We start from the raw sequence: 17,508 nt of genomic DNA, 5'->3' as shown, positions 1-17,508 counted from the left end.
TTCTTCAACCGCTGTTTACGTTCGTCGCTATGTCGCTGCTCCGTTTTCTCCTCTTGAACGTGAGCAAGTCCAGCATGGTTCTCAACGCTTCTTCCTCTAGCTCCTCCGACTTTACGCCGAGTTGCCTCAATAGCATGAACATCATTAATACGTTCTCCTCGTGTGAGATGTTCTCTCTGAGCGACTCCTCGACCAGATTCATGGCCGTCTTCAACAAGTTCGCCTCCTCGCTCGTCAGCACCTTCATCTCCTCGAGCATCTTCACTATCGTTTCGATATTCGCCCTAGGGTACAACCTCCTGAGCTCGTATAGCGTCTTGATCGTTTTTAGCACCCTCTCGAGACCAGTTCTCGTTATCCTGGCTCTCTCCTTATGTAGCACCTCGCTTATGCCGGCCAATACGTGTGTCAGCCCTCTCTCCTCCAACGCACCCGGTTTCTCGACCGGGTGCCCGGGCTCGATGGTTGCCGCCTCGCTCGGCTTCTCCGATCGCATCGAAACTCTCTCGAGTTGGGGCTGAGCTGGGGCTGCTGCCTGCATCCCAGCGGAGTATCTCTCGGCGTCTTCCAACGGCTTATAAGCACTGAAAGGTCCCGTTAGATCGGCCAAAGCAGCTTTGAGCTCCACCATAGCTCTTTTCAACTCCTCTACCGTCGTCTTCAATTCCCTCAAATCTTTAGCTAGGTCTACCTCACTCTGCGACACCGCCTCATCGCCCCGCTCATCACTAGCGTACTCGAGCTTAACGACGCGTCGCAACAGCCTGAGCGCGAAGAGCCTGCAAAACTGACAATTGCATCTCCAGAGGTCTCCGAGCGAGTCTCTATCGGGCACATATCTTCAACCCCCTGAGGTCTCGCCCTCTCCTGATGCTCGCTAGCAGTAGGAGAGACTCTAGACCTGTGTGAATGAAGCGAGACGACGAATAGATCAAGAGAGCCCCCACAGGCACGTTTACTGCTAAGTATTCCAAGAGCTCTAGGTCGAGCGTGATCGTTATGAGCGTCACGAATAGGTAGATGCACGCAACTGCTAGCGCGAATCCCGCTACCCCAACTACTAAGAGGCCCTCGGACAATCTCTTGACGCACCAACCCACATCCATCCCACCACGAGGTGTATTATGGGGGAGGTGGGGAAAAATTCTAAATTAGATTGACGGTTTCGCCGAGGGGCAGCGTAGGCGGAATAACCCTTTCGATGGTCAGCGGAGCGCCGGCGAGAGGCCTTATCTCGATCACGAATCTCTCGTAGGGAGATAGCTCCAGATCGGTGTAAAGCGATATCACCAGCACAGCTTTCTCCCCGAGCTCCAGCACCCTAGACGCTGGCGTTTCTTCGTTGTTCTGTAACGACTGCACGAAGAAGAATGTTGCATTGATCTTTTTCTGATCGCTTAAGCCTTCACTCACAAGCACATGTAAGTAGGTGTAATTAACTGGTCCACTAACAATTTTCGGATTTTCTCCGTTTACTTTCCCGAATGTTCCGCTAGGAAGCCTGACCACAACATCGACCTTGTCTTTCGAGAGGTCGACCGCTTGTTGACCCGGCGATATCTTTAGCGGGACGTATATTGCCGAGACTTTTCCAGTTTCGTTAACGTAAGCGAAGACTGAGCCGTCCACTTCCAGCGCACTGCTGGCTTCGCTTAACGCCTGCCCCATCACTTCTTTGCTCCTCTGAGCCGTGAACATGCCCATGTTGAGCGCAACGAATGCTAGCGCAGAGGCCACGATCACGAAAGCTATCAGCACTATGGCAGCCTCGATGCCGACTATACCCCTCGTCTTGGTCAATTCCCTCTCGCCCCCCCATCTGCCCGGGGGATTGACGGGCCTCGTTTTTAAAAAACGCCACCGCGGTTCTCGGCGTGTCGCCTTCTCGATGCTTTCGAGAAGGCTTCGGCGAGACGGCGAATAACTGACTGAGACTCTGCGTGCCGGCTCTCCTGTTTTTAAAGTCAGGCGATAGGATTCTATGAGGGTGTTGAGAGAGGTGATCATTGGGAGCCCCGTTAACGTAAGCGATCACGCGTCTATACTCGCGGAGGAGCTCTCGCTGCTAGTTGACGGCTTACTAGTAAAACAGGTCGTGCTAGCCGGATTCAGAGAAGGCGTGATAGGCTACTGGCCACCGGAGCTGGATAACGAGGTCGAGTATATCGCAAATAGACTCTATGCACCGAACGAGCCTTTGACGTACATGGTGATAAACGGAGAGCACTTTAAGTATAAGTACGTGGTGCTATTGCTAGGGGAGAGATTCATATTATTGGCCATGGATAAGAGGGTGCGCGCCGAGGAGATCGGGGAGAAGTTCGTAGAGTTATTGAGAAGGCTTGGAATAGGATAGGAGCGTTAGAGTGCTCTGTGACGATATAAGTAGGCGTTGAGCGACGCTAACGAGAGAGCCGGAACGATCAGCGCCGCGGCCATGATCGGCGGCAGCGCCTTGGTCAGTCCTAAGAGAGCGGCGATCCCGCTCACGCTGATCACCGCTCCCGTGTTTATCTTTAGAGCCATCTCGGCGATCCACGGAGTATTAGTTAACCTTACCAGATATCTATATAGTCTACTAGTTACATATATTCTGTAATGAATAGTTCTTCTGAGCATCTCTACTCCTTGTTTGTCCATCAGCAACACATCCTCGCCGTTTATTCTGACAAGCTTAAATAATCTCATGGGAGCCTGAGTGAAGGAGTCGAGCAACACGCGGAGGTCTTCTTTAGGGACGCCGAGGATCTTGGCAACTTTCTTAACCGAGACCGGTTTATCCTCTTTGACGAGCCCCACGTAGACTATGAGTCTGTAAAGATTTACGCTCGCCACGATCTCCCTGGCTAGGTTTAATCTGACTGGTACGGGTAGCGTCGCCTCGCCGGGGATCGACGTTGGTTTCAGCAACTTGATCATTCTCGTCACAAACTCCGCTCCCCTCTCGCTCAATGATACCTTCAATTCGTCAGATTGTTTTTCCTTGAGCAGAAGACCCTTCTTCTCGAGTTTTCTCAGCGAGTCGAGTACAGCTTTCTTGGAGTAGCCGAGCGCCGAGGCCAACTCGTCTATGCTGATCGGTTTCCTGACGCTATAGAGATACACGATTAGCTCCAATTGACTGGTGGCTCTTGAGAAATCGATAACGCTGTCCAAGTGCTTTAAGAGGGTCAGCTTATTCCTGAACACGTTTATACTGTTGTATATATCATCGCTCAAAATAGGTCCCTTAGCGTACTATTAAGCGATTGAATTAAAAACAGGCGGGCGCGTGCGTTCATTTAAATTAATGAACCACAATGGTGGACCTTCGCTTGGCTTCCGGGGTGCCGTGGGGTCTCGAAGAGCGCAGAGCTCTCGATTTACCATGCTTGACCGGACCGCTAAATGAGATCGAGCTCTCGAAGCGCGCCCGTTCGCGGCCTCTACTATGTTGTCATGAGGAGACAGACGCGGCCCGTTGCACCGAGGGGAGACTCATTAAACTCGACGGGGAGAAGACAATAATTCTGGCCGAGAAGGCCGGGGCCGGGCTTCCCGGCTGAGCGCGAATCAGAAGAGAGGTAGGAGGCTTGGCGAGGGCCTGCGGCCTTGTAGCTCTGCTGACCGATTACGGATGGTCGGACCCCTATGCCGGCATATTGAGAGGCGTCGTCGAGAGCTTGGGAGCGGGGCGCGTCAGAGTCCTCGATCTCACGCACGACGTTGGAGCGTTCGACGTGATCTCCGGAGCTTACGTCCTATACTCGAGCTATCGATACTTCCCGCCGGGCACGGTCTTTCTGGCTGTGGTGGATCCCGGAGTCGGCTCGACGAGGAGGGCTCTCGCCGTTGAGACTGAGCGCTACTTCTTCGTAGGGCCGGACAACGGCCTGCTCTATCCGTCTATCGTTGAGGACCGCGTTATCGAGTTAAGGGAGATCACTAACGAGGTCCTGCTCCTGAGGCCCGTATCGAGGAGCTTCCACGGTCGCGACGTATTCGCGCCGGTGGCGGTTCACTTGGCTCTGGGCAGACCGATCCAAGACGTGGGGAGAATCGTCAGCCCGAGAGATATCGTGGAGCTGAGACTCAAAGACCCCTGCCCGAAGGATCTGCCAGCGGTCGCCAGAGCTATCTACGTAGATAGATTCGGTAACGTGGCGTTGAGCCTCGGAGCAGAATGCGTTGAGCGCATCTGCGAGAGGCGCGAGAGGTTGACGATCTCGGCGGGCGAGAGAGTCGTCGTGGCGCGTTGTTTGCCGGTCTTTAGCCTGGCCGAGCGCGGCGAGGCCGTGCTCTACGAGAATAGCCTGGGATTCGCCGAGGTCGCCGTGAATTTGGGAAACGCGGCCGAAGTCCTAGGCGTGAGAGTCGGCGATCTCATCTCGATTGAGCCCGCGCCATGAGAGAGTTCAACAGGTCCCGGTAGTGCTCATCGCCTAGGGTCTCCAGCTGCTCGCGCTCGACCCTGGAGATAAGCCCCGAGGCGTTCCTCTCAATAAACTCTATGATCATTTCGAGCTCGCGTTTAGGAGGCCGAGGAAGGCTGGGGAGGCCGACCCTGCCTATGCCGGCCTTACCGATGAGCCACGCCCCAACAACTAGCGGGTCGGCGATCCTCCTAAGGGCCTCGCTCGTAAGGGAGCCGTCGGAAGCCCACCAGGTCTCTCTCACGAACGAGACGGCGAGGGCTCTGGTCAACTTCTCTAGGTGCTCCTCGTAGAGGGCTCTCTCGCGCCTGCTCAGCTCCTCGAGAACTTCGACGGGGCTGATGCCAGTGAGAGGGGCCCTCACGGCTGCCGCGACTAGGTCGCTGTTGATGGCGGGCTCGAGCGATCCCCTCAGCACGACCTGAGCCGAGATGAAGGAGCTGTGGACCACAGTCTCGATGAGAGCCTCGAGGGGGTCCCTCTCGAGGCTCAGGGGCTCTCCGCTCACCGCGGCGGAGAGCTCCTCGAGGCCCATCGGATCGGCCGCGGCCGGTTCCCCTCGCAGGAGGAGCCAGGGAACGCTCAGAGCTCTAGAGGAGATGAAGTCCTCGGCCCTTAGAGCGACCCGAACCTCTATCTTTTCTAATAGGCCCGCCCTCTCCGCTTCGAGTAGCAAAACTCGACTGGACTTGCAGGTTGGGTGCACCACCAGCTCTATCTCCCTCCGATCTCCGCGCCTCGAGCTCATGACTTGACGCGACCTCGGCCTCGATAACATTGTTAACGTTTATAAGAATAGCAGACCTAGCCAGCGCTTCTCGAGGACTTCGCCGCAGTAGCCCCCTATCCCCATGAGCCGGGCCCGGGCTATCTGGGCCTCAGCTTCGGGTTGAGGTAGAAGCTGAGAGAGTCGGCGACGGCGTTCACCGAGACTACCAGCATTGATAAGAAGAGGCCGGGGAAGAGGGGCATCCACCATCCGAGCCTGAAGTACTTCTGCCCCTCGTGTATTATCTTGCCCCAACTGACGAGATTCGGATCGCCGAGGCCCAGAAAGCTCAGTCCGGCCTCGATGAGTATGGCAGAGGCCATCTCGTAGCCGACCAGTACCGCAACGGTCGAGGCCACGTTGGGGACCACGTGCCTAAATATTATATCGAAGTCCCTGAGGCCAATGGCGCGGGCGGCCTCAACGAACGCCTGCTCTTTGATTGTCAACACGAGGGATCTGACTGTTCTGGCGGTCCGAGGCCAGCTGAGTATGCCGAGCACGAATATCACGTTCCATATGCTCGCTCCGAAGAACGCCACCATGACCGTGGCCAGTACTAATCTCGGTATTACCTGAAAGGTATCGGTGATCCTCATGAGGATGCCATCGATCGGCCCCCCGAAGTAGCCGGAGAGCAGGCCCACGAGCAGGCCTATGGCTATCGCCATGACTGCCGAGGTGAAGCCCACTAGGAGGGACACTCTGGTCCCGTGTATAGTTCTACTGAAAACGTCGCGACCTAGGTCGTCGGTCCCGAAGGGGTGCTCGCGACAGGGCGGTAAGAATGGCGGGAAAATCGCGCTCAGGGGATCGTAGGGCGCAATGTAGTCGGCACCTAGCGCCAGAATCACCATCGCGAGTACGAGAGACAAAGCCAGTCTCGAGGAGCCCGTGGCGAATATCGCGCCGAGCGGGACTCTGCTCGGCAACGGCATCACCTTCTCGCGAGCCTGACTCTTGGATCGAGGAGCGCGTAGACGAGGTCCGTGACAAGATTGATCAGTACAGAGAACAGTATGGTGGCGTAGAATATCCCAGAGATCATCGGATAATCTCTCTTGAGTATCGAATCGTAGAGGAGAGTCCCTATGCCGGGCCAGCTGAAAACCGTCTCGACCAGTATGCTGCCCGAGAGGAGGAACGCCAGGTTGTAGTTGGCCATGGTTATGACGGGGAGTATCGCCACGCGGAGGGCGTACCTAGTCACGAGAGTCCTCTCGTCGTATCCAACCGCTCTCGCCATCATGACAAAGTCCTCCTGCATGACCTCCAGGATCAGCGACCTCGCGACTCTGGTCATCAGTCCTAGGTACACGAGAGTCAGCGTGGCGAGCGGGAGCACGATGTGCCTCGCCACGTCGGTCAGGTAGTTCCACAAGCCTGGGGGAGTCTTGGGATCGGTGAGGCCGCTGGCCGGCAGGAGGTCGAGCTTCACGGCGAAGACCAGCACTAGGACCTCCCCGACCCAGAACGTGGGCAGCGAGAAGAGAACCGTGGAAGAGCCGTTGATCAGTTTATCGAGGAGGGTGCCCGGTCTTCTCGTAGCTACAACGGCCAACGCCACGCCGAAGAGAGTCGAGAGGACGTAGGCAGGGATAGCCAAGAGAGCCGTAGCCTTGAGCCTTGCCAATACCATCTCGGCCACGCTAATTTGATAGATATAGGAGTGGCCGAGGTCCAGGCGCAAGAGCTTGGACGCGTAGATGCCCAATCTCTCGATGAGGGGTCTATCTAGTCCGTACTCTCGTCTAAGTTGGGCTACTACGTCTGGCGGTGGAGGCTCTCCGCCGCCTACAAGGAATAATATGGGGTCTCCGGGTGCTAGATTAACCACGGAAAAAATTATGAGGACCGCGATGAAAACCGTGATGAGGCCCTGAATAAGCCTGCTCGCGACGTATCTTATCATTCTAGGCTACTTCCTCTTACTCTTCGTGATAGCATAAGCGGCTACTACAGCGATCGCGACCGCCGCAGCGATCGCAACAATCACTCCGGTACTGGGTCCCGTGGGCGTGGGAGTAGGCTTGGGGGTCGTGGGGGTGGGCGTTGATGCGGGTGTGGGCGTCGGTGTAGGCGTCGGAGCGGGGGCGATCTTAGCGATCCACACGTCGACCCTCTCGACTCTGGACTCCGCGCTCCAAGCGTGTAAGTTTCTCACGTTGCTCCTGATCGCGGCCACGTCGCTCACCTCAACCAGCGGTAGATAAGGTAGATCCCTCGCGACTATGCGTTGGAACTCCTCGAAGAGCTGCTTCCTGATGGTCCTATCGACCACCCTGGAGGCCTCGGTCAACAGCTTGTCGACTTCGCTGTTGTTGTAGCTGACAGCCGAGTTGCTGAAGGGCACTCCGGAGAAGGCGTAGGTGCTGAGGAACAGCCTGCCTATTCCGACCACGGGGTCGGGGCCGGTTGAAAATCTCTCGACCGCTAAGTCGAATTCGCGTCTCGAGTAAACAGTAGTTGTCAGCGTGGCCTCGTCGTAGGCTTTGAGCTCAACCTTTATGCCGACGTTCCTCAGCATGTCCGCCACGAGCTGCGCCGTCCTCTCGTGAATCGCGACGCCCGAGTTATAGGGGAACGTCAAGACGAGTTTAGTACCGTTGGGGAACTCCCTGAATCCGTCGTTATCAATATCTCTGAAGCCCAGAGAGTCGAGGATCTGCTTCGCTTTCTCGGGATTGAACTCGTACTTCTCCACGTCGCCGGTGTATGCCCAGCTGGAGCTCGGTATGGGTCCGGTCGCTACTCTCCCGAACCCAAAGAACACTTTGTCTAGTATCTCCTGCCTATTTATGGCATATGCCACGGCCTTCCTGAACTCTAGATTGTTGAGAGGCGCCTTGTGAATATTGTAGAACATCAGGAAGATCGGTGAAGTAATGGTTGTGCCCCTATCGGTGAGCACTATGTCCTTAGAGCCCTGGAGCCTCTTGGCCTCGCTCAGCGGCATGTAGTAACCTGTTATGTAGTCCACCTCGCCTTTCTCGAGAGCGAGGACGGCCGACACGGCGTCTCTGAAGATCCTGGTCACGATGCCGTCCAGATACGGCAGGCCCGGTAGATAGTAGTTGGGGTTCCTCTCGAGCCTCACGTATTCTCCCTTTCTCCACTCGACGAATCTGAAGGGCCCTGTGCCCACCGGCTTGGAATTGAACGGAGCGGCCGTCATATTGTCCGCGTAGGGCTCCAGTAGATGCTTTGGCAGGATCGGCGCGTTGTGCACATTGAGCGTGTAGAGGAAAACCGCGTTGGGCTCCTTGAAGAGGAACTTGACCGTGTAATTGTCCAAGACTTCGACCCTATCGAGGGTTCTGAGCACCTCCCTCTCTCTCGGGTGATATCTGGCGAGCACTCTCTCGAAAGTGAACTTGACGTCTTGAGCCGTGAAGGGTGTGCCGTCGTGCCAGGTGGCGTTCTTTACCAAGTAGAACGTGAACTCTTTCCCGTCGGGAGATATCTCCCATCGCTCGGCGAGACCTGGGTACGGATTGAATTGCTCGTCGAATCTCAGCAGCGACTCGAAGATCCCCGCGCTACATATCAGAGCTGCGACGCTCGTCGTTATCCCCACGTTGAGGTGGGGCGGGTCGCCCACTATAGCCTGTATCAACACGCCGCCTGGCGTGCCGTCTCTCCTCACCTGCGCTTCGACTATCTCGCTCGCAGTCGGCACTAGAAGCGCTATTAAGAGAAGGAGAGCGGCGACGCGCTCGAGGGCCAAATCTCCCACCGTATCAAATCAATCTATAGTTTGCACAGCATTTACTGAAACAGCTTAAAAACTTAATCTACGCGTGAAGCGCGTAGAGCGCCTCGCTTTTAAGCCGGTCAACGCCATACTCAGCAGAAGTGATCCACGCGCGCCGGCGCGGAGGCGCATTCGATGACGTGGCAAGAGAAGGGAGTCGCCATTAAGAAGATCTTCGAGGAGGCGATCAGGCGCACTAAATCATTCGAGATCAGGGCGAAGCAAAAGGATGTCCTAGTCAAGGTGGACGCCCTGCTCCGAGAGCTCGAGAGCGGGCGCTTAGATCGCGAGATCGCGTTCTTCGCTTTGGTAGGCCTCGCCGACGTCTACATGGTTCCTCTGACCCCGGGCGACCTCGAGGACTTGAGAGAGCTCCTCTGCGCGGCTAAAACGACGTAACAGCGCAACCGTCTCGGTTGACTCGGCCGAGGGTTCTCGGCCCCCTCTTTATTAATCGTTCGCCCTCTCAGCGTGCTATTCGCTCCGTTGCGAGGGGGCCTCCTTGTGGCTTATCCTAGCGGCTCTACATGCAGCCCTAGTGAGCGTCGCGGACGTGCTGTTTAACCTAATAGCCGTGGACTCCTACGAGGTCACAGCCATTGAGTTGGGGCTACTCAATGCCGCGTGGACGCTGGCCTTCGTCGTCTCTGTTAGAACCGTTGGTAGAGTGGCTGACCTCGATAGCCCAAGGAGCGCCATGCTGGTCTCCGCGATGACCTTCAACTCCAGCTTAGCGCTGCTCTTCCTCTCGAGAAGCTTGACGGGCCTCGCGGCGTCCTACTGTCTACATGCCGTGGCTGCGTCATTGGTGAGGCCGTCGGTCACCTCGGCGCTGACCGAGGTCGACCTCGGTCCGAGCTGGGCCAGTTCCGTGAAGAGATTCCTCTCGTTGGCGATCCTCTTGGAGGGAGCCTGCCTCCTGCTCATATCGAGGATTCTCTCGACCAACGTAGAAGCGTTGACGCTCTGCGGACCACTCGCGCTCGCCGCGCTGCTAATCGACTTCCTCGCGATCCTGCTTTTCCCCGAAGTGGTCATCCCACTACAGAGGAAAGTCTACTCTATAGAGAGGTCCCTGAGGTCCCTCGAGAGCAGAGCGAAATTCGTTGAGCTCTTGAGCCTCTTCTCCTCGAGCCCGTCGAGTCCCTTCCCCGATCGGCTGAGGAAGGCTTCTCGGATGCTAGCGAGAGGCGCGTCCTTGTGGAGCATACTGATCGGCCTGGTGGCCCTCCGACTGTCGAGCGAGCTCGCACTGACCCCGCTCCCTTACGTGCTCCTGGGCCCAGCTCGGCTAGAAGCAAACGAGGTCGCGCTGATATACGGCTGCGCCAAGCTCGCCGCGTCTCTCCTCATGCTGATCTTCCCTGTCATCTCAGCCGGGAGCCTCTCGCTCCTGGCGATCGCTCGAGCTAGCGCGTTTTCTCTTCTCCTCCTCTACGGAGCCCGCGAAGGCGATGTGCTCGCGCTCTCGCTAGCGCTAGCGGCCATCTACATGCTCAACGGCCTCGCAGACGCGGCCCTCTACGCGTCCTTTCTCGACAACACGTCCGGTTACAAGAGCAGCCTCTACGTGGTCGTGGCTGAGTCGACGAACTTCCTAGGCTCTCTCGCCTCCGGTTACGTCTTTAACGAAGTCGGGCTCCTCGGAATAGCCGTCGCGGTTGCGGCGCTCTCGGCACTCAAGGCCGCCTTATTCTCTCGGAACAGAGCCTGATTTCCCCCGCGTTGAGCACGAGAAGTAAGTTTTATGAGTAGACGAGGCGAGCTGCGAGAGGGCGTGAGGCGAGCGCCGGAGCTCGCGCTCGATCGCGTTCGCGAGCGAGATGAGCCCCCTTGCGTTGGTCAACTTTGTCGGCGACTCTTCTCGTCTTACTCGCGCTCGGGGCCTTGCTCGGCGACTGCTCGAGCCCGGTGGGCTCGGCCTCGGTTCCCGCGCTGGCTGTCTCTCAGACGGCGAACAACACTCTCGTGGGCTCGGTCAGCAGAGTGGACGTGAGGGTCCTGCGACCTGGATCCGGGACGGTCTACGTGGCGACCGAGCCGCTCAGCGACGTAGATCTTCAGGCTTCGGCGAGAGCGGCCGCCTTCGTGGCCGCTTATCTGGCCGGAGTTGACCTCTTCTCGTTCGACTACCTCGTCGCGGTTAGGGCCGATTCTCCGATCATAGGGGGTCCCTCGGCCGGCCTCCCCATGAGCGTGGCCATCTTCTCTGCTCTCACCAACTCGACCATCAGACCGGGCGTGGTCGCCACCGGAATGATATTCCCGGATGGACTCGTTGGACCCGTGGGAGGAGTGCCGGAGAAAGTCGCCGCGGCCCTCGAGGCTGGCTACAAGCTCATCTTAGTGCCGATGGGGCAGTCGCTCTACAATAAGACGACTTACGTCGAGGAGCGCGTGGGTCGTCGAACCGTGATCGTTCCAACGACCACTCTCGTGAATGTTTCGCAGATCGCGGCGTCACGCGGCGCGGTCGTCGTCGAGGTGGCCACTCTGGCCGACGCTCTGCGATACTTCACCGGCTTGGATCTGACGCTAAACGGGAGCACGTGGAGGCCTTCCCTTAGGGGAGACGAAGAGAGGCTATTGGAGAAATACTATGCGCTGCTCTCCGAGCAGGCCAGAGGCGCGCTCTCTCGTGCATCGAGCGAGGCGATTCGAGTCGCGAAGAACGAGAGCTTGCGCTCGTACCTCGAGGACTTGTTGAGCTCGTCCGAGAGCTTCCTCAATGAGTCCGAGAAACTTTGGGACTCCGAGCTATATTACCCGGCGCTCTCGTACGCGTTCGTTTCTTTCTATACTTCTCTCGCCGCCGAGAATACTCTTGCTGCATATGAGTCCGGCGACGTGCGGGGCTTCGCATCGAGCTACATCGAGAGGCTGCGCTCCTCTTTAGAGCGCTACCGAGAGCTCTACTCGGTTAGGACTCGCGTCGGCTCCATGTCGGTCGACGAGTTCTTCTGCCTCCAGGAAGTCTACGCTAGACTCGTGGACGCGTCCGATAGCCTTAGCAAGGCCTCTTCGCTTATCTCGACAAGCCCTATCGAAGCCGTCTATTACGCGTCCTATGCCGATGCCAGGATGAAATCTGCCGGCTTCTGGCTCGAGCTGGCCGACATAGAGCGAGAGGAGTCCTTCCCGGTCGCTTACTTCGACAGACTTACCGCTTGGCTCCTTAGCTACGCCAAGACCTGCGTCAGCTACCTAGAGTCCCTACAGGCCTCTGGGGGGAGCTTCCCGAGCATAGACGAACTAGAAGAGAGGCTGAGCGAGGCTGTCGCCTCCTTCGAGGCGGGCGACGTCGTCGCCGCCATGGCCTTGAGCCTGGAAGTAGTCCTAGATTCTACTCTCTCGTTGCACGAGATTTACGCGCTCGACCTGGGCTCTCTCGTCGCTCCTCTCAAGGCGCAGATATCTCTGGCGACGACGAGATCGGGGGGACGGGAGCCCCTCTCGGCCAAGCTCTACTTCCAAATGGGGAGCTCGAGAGAGGCGCGGGGCGATTTAGGCGGAGCTATCATGTACTATGAGAGAGCGCTCTTAATACTGATGACGAGCGGCGTGCTCTCGCAAACGCAACGAGACGGGCTCAGCGTAAGCGCGGAGATCCTAACGAGAAGCCCGCAGTCCGAGTCAGTTAGCCAACCGAGTCTCTCCGTCGCGTACGTCACACTCTCAATGCTCGTTTTAATAGCCGCGGTCTTAGGTCTCTTGGCCTTGATCGAGAGGTCTCGGACTTGAGCCGGTTGTATGTAGCCGTGGACCCGAGCGCCGTGCCGCGAGAGGGAGAGCTCGCGTGGGCCCACGCCGGTCTCTTCAAGAGCAAAGGGGCTTGGTTCCTATTAGATTGCTCCCTTACTTCGAGGGCACGTGAGCCTAAGTTGGCTAGGGTGCTTTCTATAATACGCCTCCCCTTAGAGCCCAGCTTAACCGAGAGGCCTCCCATCGATGCGGCTCTGCTTGAGGGAGAGTGCTCCCAACACGAGCTAGAAGAGTGCGTCGACTACGCTTTGAGAGCGGCGATTGAGCTAAGAGAGAGGCGCCGCCTCGAAAGCTTCAGCGCCAATAGATGGGCCCTCTCTCATCTGCTTTCCCCGGCGAGGTGGGTGATTGGAGACGTCGAGAGACTCGGCGCGAGCCTAGCGAGTGGAATTAAATCGTCCATCCTGTTAGAGCTGCTCGAGGAGACCGGTCTGATCGACGAGAGGTCCCCGCAGTCTTTCAGGCGAGTCCTCGCGTTGTACTCCATCGAGAGGAAAAGAAAAGCAGTCCACGTGGTCATCGGTAGCTTCGCTATTAAGAGCAGCGTCCTCGGGGCTCTATCCCTATCGAGCGAGATGAGAAGGGAAACCGAGGAGTGAGGCGGAAAATACGAGCAAGCCCTCACGGCGGGGGAGCGTACAGCCAGCAGGAGACCCTCCTGCCTCCCCCGAGCTCTACCTCGGGCGGCTCCTTGAGCCTGCAGATCTCCACGGCCTTGGGGCACCTGGGGTGGAATCTGCAGCCCGGCGGAGGATCGATCGGGCTGCTCGGCTCCCCGATGAGCTTTATCTTAGTCCTGCTCTTCGTTAGGCGCGGGTCGGGGATCGGAATCGAGGAAAAGAGGGCCTGCGTGTAAGGATGTAGAGGCTCTAGGAACACCTCCTCCGAGGCTCCTATTTCCACGATCTTGCCCAAATACATCACGGCGATCCTATCGCTCATATGCCTCACGACGGCTATATCGTGCGAAATGAACATGTACGTGAGGTTGTACATTGACTGGAGCTCTCTGAGGAGCTCCAGTATCTGAGCCTGGACCGAGACGTCCAGAGAGCTCGTCGGCTCGTCCAGTACAATGAATTTAGGCCTCAATAGCACAGCCCGCAGGATAGCGACTCTCTGTTTTTGACCTCCCGAAAGCTCATGGGGGTACCTATACAAGTGCTCCGCGCCTAGCCCGACGCTCTTCATGTGCTCTACGAGGAAGCCCTCGGGGTCTCCCGAGATCAGACCATGCTCGCGGAGGGGCTCGAGCAGTATCTCGGCTATCGTCATCCTAGGATTGAGAGACGTGTGAGGGTCCTGAAAGACCATCTGAGCGCTGCGCCTAAAGAGCTTGAGGCTCTTCCCTCTGGCCTTGACCACGTTCACTCCGTCAAAATATATTTCCCCCGATGTAGGCTCGTAGAGCATCAAAACGGTCCTGCCAAGCGTCGATTTGCCCGAGCCGGTCTCCCCTACGAGCCCGAAAGTCTCGCCTCGGCGGATTTGAAAGGACACGCCATCTACGGCGCGCACCTTCTTGAAGAGAGATCCTCGGACGCCGAAGTACTTCCTGAGGTTCCTGACGTCGAGCAGAACCGCCTGCTCACCCAATGCTCACTCCCCCGTATACAGCCAGCAGGAGACCCTCCTGCCTCCCCCGAGCTCTACCTCGGGCGGCTCCTTGAGCCTGCAGATCTCCACGGCCTTGGGGCACCTGGGGTGGAATCTGCAGCCCGGCGGAGGATCGATGAGTGACGGCACGAAACCCGGTATCTGTTGGAGCCTCGCGGATGGACTCAGAGGATTGGGCACTGCTCTAAGTAGCAACGTGGTATAGGGATGAAGAGGGTCGTAGAATATCTCTTCGACCCCACCCTCCTCGACTATCTTCCCAGCGTACATCACGTATACTCTGCTGGCCATCTCGGCCACGACCCCCATGTTGTGGGTTATCAGAAGTATCGAGGTCGAATGCTTCTTCTGTATATCGCGGAGGAGCTCTAGTATCTGCGCTTGAACCGTGACGTCTAGATTCGTGGTCGGCTCATCGGCTATTAGCATTCTCGGCCCATTCGCTATGCCGAGCGCTATGACTACTCTCTGCCTCATGCCTCCGGAGAGCTCGTGGGGATAGCTCTTTACTCTCTTCTCAGGGCTCGCTACAGCCGTCTCTCTCAGAAGCCTAACGGCCTCTCTCAGAACCTCCCTCTTCTTGGCGCTCCTGTGATCGGCCACGGTCTCCCACACGTGGTAGCCGACCGTGTATAGCGGGTCGAGAGCCGACGAGGGATCTTGAAATATATACGCTATCTCGTCGCCTCGGATCCTCCTTATCTCATCGTCGCTGAGCCTCAGCAGGTCCACCACGCTCCCGTCTCGCCTCCTGAAGAGTGCGGATCCTCCGACGATCTTTCCGGGCGCCTCGATAAGCCTCGTCAGGGCCCTAGTGGTCACGGTCTTGCCGCAGCCGGTCTCGCCGACCAGGGCGACGGTCTCGTTCGCGCGGACGTTAAACGAGACGCGCGATACCGCGTGGACCTCGCCGGCGTAAGTATAGAACCTCACGTCGAGATCTCGAACCCTCAGTATCTCGTCCTCGCGTAGAGCACACTTCATCTCTTCTCCTCCGCCTCGAATTCCACGGCTCTCCTCGTCTTAGGGTCGAGGATATCTCTCAAAGCATCGCCCAGGAGATTCCAGCCGAGCGCGATAAGCATCAGGAGGCTCCCGAAGTAAAACACAGCGTGCCAAGTGCGCTCAGGGAAGTATCGGCCGGCCTTAGATATGAGGAAGCCTAACTCAGCTACGGGCTCCTGCGGCCCGAGACCAAGGAAAGAGAGCGACGCCGCGAACAACGCGGCCGTGGCTAGGTCGAATGTCATCATCACGAGCACCGGGGATATCACGTTGGGCAGCACGTGCTTGAAGAGGATCCTGGAGGTCGGCAACCCAATCAGCTTCGCCGCCTCCACGAAGGGTTGCTCGCGCACGCTGAGGACCGCGCCGCGGACGACCCTCGCGTAGCCGGGCCACCAGACCAACACCAACGCCAACCAGATCGCTAGAAGAGCCGCGAGCTGTCCGTACTCTTGGGGCCTTAGGCCAAAGAGCGAGGAGAGCAGGGCTGTCAGCATCTCGTGCTCTTCGAGGACGCCTCTTATTCTGCCGGGGAGAGCGGACGCGAAGGCTATGGCCAAGATGAGAGCTGGGAAAGCTATGAAGACATCCGTCAACCTCATGATAACTTCGTCGATCAGTCCTCCTTTGTACCCCGCCACGAGGCCCAGTAGTATGCCCAGCGGCGCTCCCAACAACACTACTACGGCGGAGATAACGACCGATATCCTCACTCCATAGAGAGAGAGCGATAAAATGTCGCGTCCCAACTCATCGGTTCCCAAAATGGGATAACCGCTGCAAGACGGCGGAAGACAGGGGGGTCTGAGATGCAGTGAGGGGTCTCTCAAGACCCCATAATCCCAATATGGCTCCCACGCTATGTAGGGCCCGATCACAGCTAGAACTAATACGACCGCCGTAATGATGCCCCCGGCTACCCCGATCTTCGATTTGCTGAAAGCGTAGGCCGTCAGCTTCCACTCTCGGATTCTGCTGGAGTTCTTGGAGGCCCAGCCTCTTTGGAGCTTCTCGCGCAGTTTCACGTAGAGCTCTATCGCCAGCGTAAGCGCTCTGTAGACGGCCTCCAAGTCGCCGCGCCCCTAGCTGTCAGTATCTTATCCGAGGATCTATGAGCGCGTAGAGTATGTCCACCGCTAAGTTTATCACCACATAGACTAACGCGAAGACGAATGTCGACGCGATTATGGCGGGGTAATTTAAGTTCAACACGGACTCGTACATGTATCTCCCGAGCCCGGGTATATTGAAGACGTACTCAGCTATCACGGCTCCCGAGAGGAGGCCTCCCAGCTGTAGACCCAGCACCGTCACCACGGGTATCATCGCATTTTTGAAAACGTGCCTCCAGATCCTCCACTTCTTGAGCCCTCTCGCCTTCGCAAAGAGCACATGCTCCGAGCCTAACGCGTCTAGGAAGCTGTTTCGCACTATCCTGGCCACGAAGCCTCCTCCGAGGAGAGCTAGAGCGAGCCCGGGCAAGTAGAATCTCCTCAACGTGTAGCCCACTACGTCCCACTCCCCGCACATAGCAGCTCCAAACATCGGCACGGCTCCGATGTAGCTGAGCACGTGGCCCAATATGGGGTACGACGATGGTAGGCTATCGAGCCAAAGCGCGCAGCGAGTGGAGTAAGTTGGTATGCCTGCCATGTAGGTCGTATGGTAGCGAACGAACAGCAGCAATATCATGAAGTAATAGAGGACGAAGGAGGGCATGGAGCTCCCAAACAACGCGAGAAATCTCACGAAGAAGTCCACGGCCGTGTCCTTCCTCAAAGCAGCGATCACGCCGAGCGGCAACGAGATGAGAACTAGAAATGCGAAGGCGACGAGAGCTAGTTGAACCGTCACCGGAAACCGATAGCCGAGCTCATCGAAGACGTTCTTAGATCTGACGGGGTCTTCCAAATTCATCGTGAGGAGCTGCTTAAGTAGAAACGAGAACTGTTCGTACCACGGAGCGTCGAACTTGTACTTTTCGCGGATCTGCTGCAAAGCCTCTGGGTTCCTCACCTTCTCTCCCGCCCATGCTCGCACCGGGTCGGCTGGCACGGCGTAAGCGATGAGGTAAGTCAATAACAGCACCCCGAGCACGGTCGGCACGAAGGTAACGAGCCTGCGCGCTAGGAATGACGCGAAGCCCACGAGCCATCCACTCGCTCGCGCCCCTCAACGAAGAAAGACTA

Annotated in this window: 18 protein-coding genes; 6 read left to right on the top strand and 12 right to left on the bottom strand. The window is 57.4% G+C overall.

All coding sequences use genetic code 11. From position 1 onward, the window contains the following. Positions 1 to 4: 4 nt before the first annotated feature. The 3 genes from QXU97_02660 to QXU97_02650 are packed head-to-tail and all read right to left on the bottom strand — an operon-like array spanning position 5 to position 1,800. The gene (locus tag QXU97_02660; GenBank protein ID MEM4035502.1) at positions 5 to 835 is read right to left on the bottom strand and encodes a hypothetical protein; all 831 of its coding nucleotides are present in this window, start codon (positions 833 to 835) and stop codon (positions 5 to 7) included. After that, entirely contained in the window at positions 825 to 1,100 is a 276-nt protein-coding gene (locus tag QXU97_02655; GenBank protein ID MEM4035501.1) for a hypothetical protein, read from the bottom strand. The genes QXU97_02660 and QXU97_02655 overlap by 11 nt, the downstream gene beginning before the upstream one ends. 46 nt (positions 1,101 to 1,146) lie before the next feature. Then, positions 1,147 to 1,800 (bottom strand): archaellin/type IV pilin N-terminal domain-containing protein, encoded by a 654-nt coding sequence (locus tag QXU97_02650; GenBank protein ID MEM4035500.1) that lies wholly within the window; start codon positions 1,798 to 1,800, stop codon positions 1,147 to 1,149. Positions 1,801 to 1,981: 181 nt separating this feature from the next. On the opposite strand from QXU97_02650, the gene QXU97_02645 reads away from it, so the two are divergent. Continuing rightward, positions 1,982 to 2,356 (top strand): hypothetical protein, encoded by a 375-nt coding sequence (locus tag QXU97_02645; GenBank protein ID MEM4035499.1) that lies wholly within the window; start codon positions 1,982 to 1,984, stop codon positions 2,354 to 2,356. A 5-nt stretch (positions 2,357 to 2,361) separates the two neighbouring features. Here the strand turns inward: QXU97_02645 and QXU97_02640 are convergent, their stop codons facing one another. Next, positions 2,362 to 3,219, bottom strand: a complete 858-nt coding sequence (locus tag QXU97_02640; protein MEM4035498.1) for a winged helix-turn-helix transcriptional regulator — start codon at positions 3,217 to 3,219, stop codon at positions 2,362 to 2,364. 353 nt (positions 3,220 to 3,572) lie between these two features. Between QXU97_02640 and QXU97_02635 the strand changes: the two genes are divergently transcribed. After that, a complete protein-coding gene (locus QXU97_02635; GenBank protein ID MEM4035497.1) occupies positions 3,573 to 4,388 on the top strand; it encodes an SAM-dependent chlorinase/fluorinase in 816 nt (271 codons plus the stop codon). On the opposite strand, the gene QXU97_02630 is transcribed toward QXU97_02635, so the two are convergent. From QXU97_02630 to QXU97_02615, 4 genes are all read right to left on the bottom strand, one after another. Then, a complete protein-coding gene (locus tag QXU97_02630) occupies positions 4,363 to 5,160 on the bottom strand; it encodes a hypothetical protein (protein MEM4035496.1) in 798 nt (265 codons plus the stop codon). The genes QXU97_02635 and QXU97_02630 overlap by 26 nt on opposite strands. Positions 5,161 to 5,279: 119 nt before the next feature. After that, positions 5,280 to 6,119, bottom strand: coding sequence for an ABC transporter permease (locus QXU97_02625; GenBank protein ID MEM4035495.1), 840 nt, complete (start codon positions 6,117 to 6,119; stop codon positions 5,280 to 5,282). Next, positions 6,119 to 7,093 (bottom strand): ABC transporter permease, encoded by a 975-nt coding sequence (locus QXU97_02620; protein ID MEM4035494.1) that lies wholly within the window; start codon positions 7,091 to 7,093, stop codon positions 6,119 to 6,121. The genes QXU97_02625 and QXU97_02620 overlap by 1 nt, the downstream gene beginning before the upstream one ends. 6 nt (positions 7,094 to 7,099) lie before the next feature. Next, positions 7,100 to 8,908, bottom strand: a complete 1,809-nt coding sequence (locus QXU97_02615) for an ABC transporter substrate-binding protein (protein MEM4035493.1) — start codon at positions 8,906 to 8,908, stop codon at positions 7,100 to 7,102. 162 nt (positions 8,909 to 9,070) lie between these two features. On the opposite strand from QXU97_02615, the gene QXU97_02610 reads away from it, so the two are divergent. The 4 genes from QXU97_02610 to QXU97_02595 all read left to right on the top strand — a co-directional run bounded on the left by QXU97_02610 (position 9,071) and on the right by QXU97_02595 (position 13,296). Beyond that, a complete protein-coding gene (locus tag QXU97_02610; protein MEM4035492.1) occupies positions 9,071 to 9,334 on the top strand; it encodes a hypothetical protein in 264 nt (87 codons plus the stop codon). A 103-nt stretch (positions 9,335 to 9,437) separates the two neighbouring features. Continuing rightward, positions 9,438 to 10,649, top strand: a complete 1,212-nt coding sequence (locus tag QXU97_02605; protein ID MEM4035491.1) for a hypothetical protein — start codon at positions 9,438 to 9,440, stop codon at positions 10,647 to 10,649. 119 nt (positions 10,650 to 10,768) lie between these two features. After that, a complete protein-coding gene (locus QXU97_02600) occupies positions 10,769 to 12,676 on the top strand; it encodes a S16 family serine protease (protein ID MEM4035490.1) in 1,908 nt (635 codons plus the stop codon). Continuing rightward, positions 12,673 to 13,296, top strand: coding sequence for a hypothetical protein (locus QXU97_02595; GenBank protein MEM4035489.1), 624 nt, complete (start codon positions 12,673 to 12,675; stop codon positions 13,294 to 13,296). Before QXU97_02600 ends, QXU97_02595 begins: the two co-directional genes overlap by 4 nt. A gap of 22 nt (positions 13,297 to 13,318) precedes the next feature. Here the strand turns inward: QXU97_02595 and QXU97_02590 are convergent, their stop codons facing one another. Genes QXU97_02590 through QXU97_02575 form a run of 4 tightly spaced genes read right to left on the bottom strand, consistent with a single transcriptional unit; the run spans position 13,319 to position 17,467 of the window. Continuing rightward, on the bottom strand, positions 13,319 to 14,293 hold the full coding sequence (locus QXU97_02590; GenBank protein ID MEM4035488.1) for an ABC transporter ATP-binding protein: 975 nt from the start codon (positions 14,291 to 14,293) through the stop codon (positions 13,319 to 13,321). A 3-nt stretch (positions 14,294 to 14,296) separates the two neighbouring features. Beyond that, positions 14,297 to 15,298 carry an ABC transporter ATP-binding protein gene (locus tag QXU97_02585; GenBank protein ID MEM4035487.1) on the bottom strand — a complete coding sequence of 334 codons (1,002 nt, stop codon included), beginning with the start codon at positions 15,296 to 15,298 and terminating at the stop codon, positions 14,297 to 14,299. Then, positions 15,295 to 16,389 (bottom strand): ABC transporter permease, encoded by a 1,095-nt coding sequence (locus tag QXU97_02580; protein ID MEM4035486.1) that lies wholly within the window; start codon positions 16,387 to 16,389, stop codon positions 15,295 to 15,297. Before QXU97_02580 ends, QXU97_02585 begins: the two co-directional genes overlap by 4 nt. Positions 16,390 to 16,408: 19 nt before the next feature. After that, positions 16,409 to 17,467, bottom strand: a complete 1,059-nt coding sequence (locus QXU97_02575; protein MEM4035485.1) for an ABC transporter permease — start codon at positions 17,465 to 17,467, stop codon at positions 16,409 to 16,411. Between the last annotated feature and the right edge of the window lie 41 nt (positions 17,468 to 17,508).

It is taken from the genome of Fervidicoccaceae archaeon (assembly GCA_038878695.1).
Taxonomy (GTDB): domain Archaea; phylum Thermoproteota; class Thermoprotei_A; order Sulfolobales; family Fervidicoccaceae; genus JAVZVD01.
This window is presented reverse-complemented; position numbering and strand designations above follow the sequence as displayed.

Excerpts from the sequence above, each read along its gene's own strand:
- QXU97_02645 (MEM4035499.1), top strand. The coding sequence starts at position 1,982 with ATGAGGGTGTTGAGAGAGGTGATCATTGGGAGCCCCGTTAACGTAAGC.
- QXU97_02630 (MEM4035496.1), bottom strand. The coding sequence starts at position 5,160 with ATGAGCTCGAGGCGCGGAGATCGGAGGGAGATAGAGCTGGTGGTGCAC.
- QXU97_02625 (MEM4035495.1), bottom strand. The coding sequence starts at position 6,119 with ATGCCGTTGCCGAGCAGAGTCCCGCTCGGCGCGATATTCGCCACGGGC.
- QXU97_02620 (MEM4035494.1), bottom strand. The coding sequence starts at position 7,093 with ATGATAAGATACGTCGCGAGCAGGCTTATTCAGGGCCTCATCACGGTT.
- QXU97_02610 (MEM4035492.1), top strand. The coding sequence starts at position 9,071 with ATGACGTGGCAAGAGAAGGGAGTCGCCATTAAGAAGATCTTCGAGGAG.
- QXU97_02585 (MEM4035487.1), bottom strand. The coding sequence starts at position 15,298 with ATGAAGTGTGCTCTACGCGAGGACGAGATACTGAGGGTTCGAGATCTC.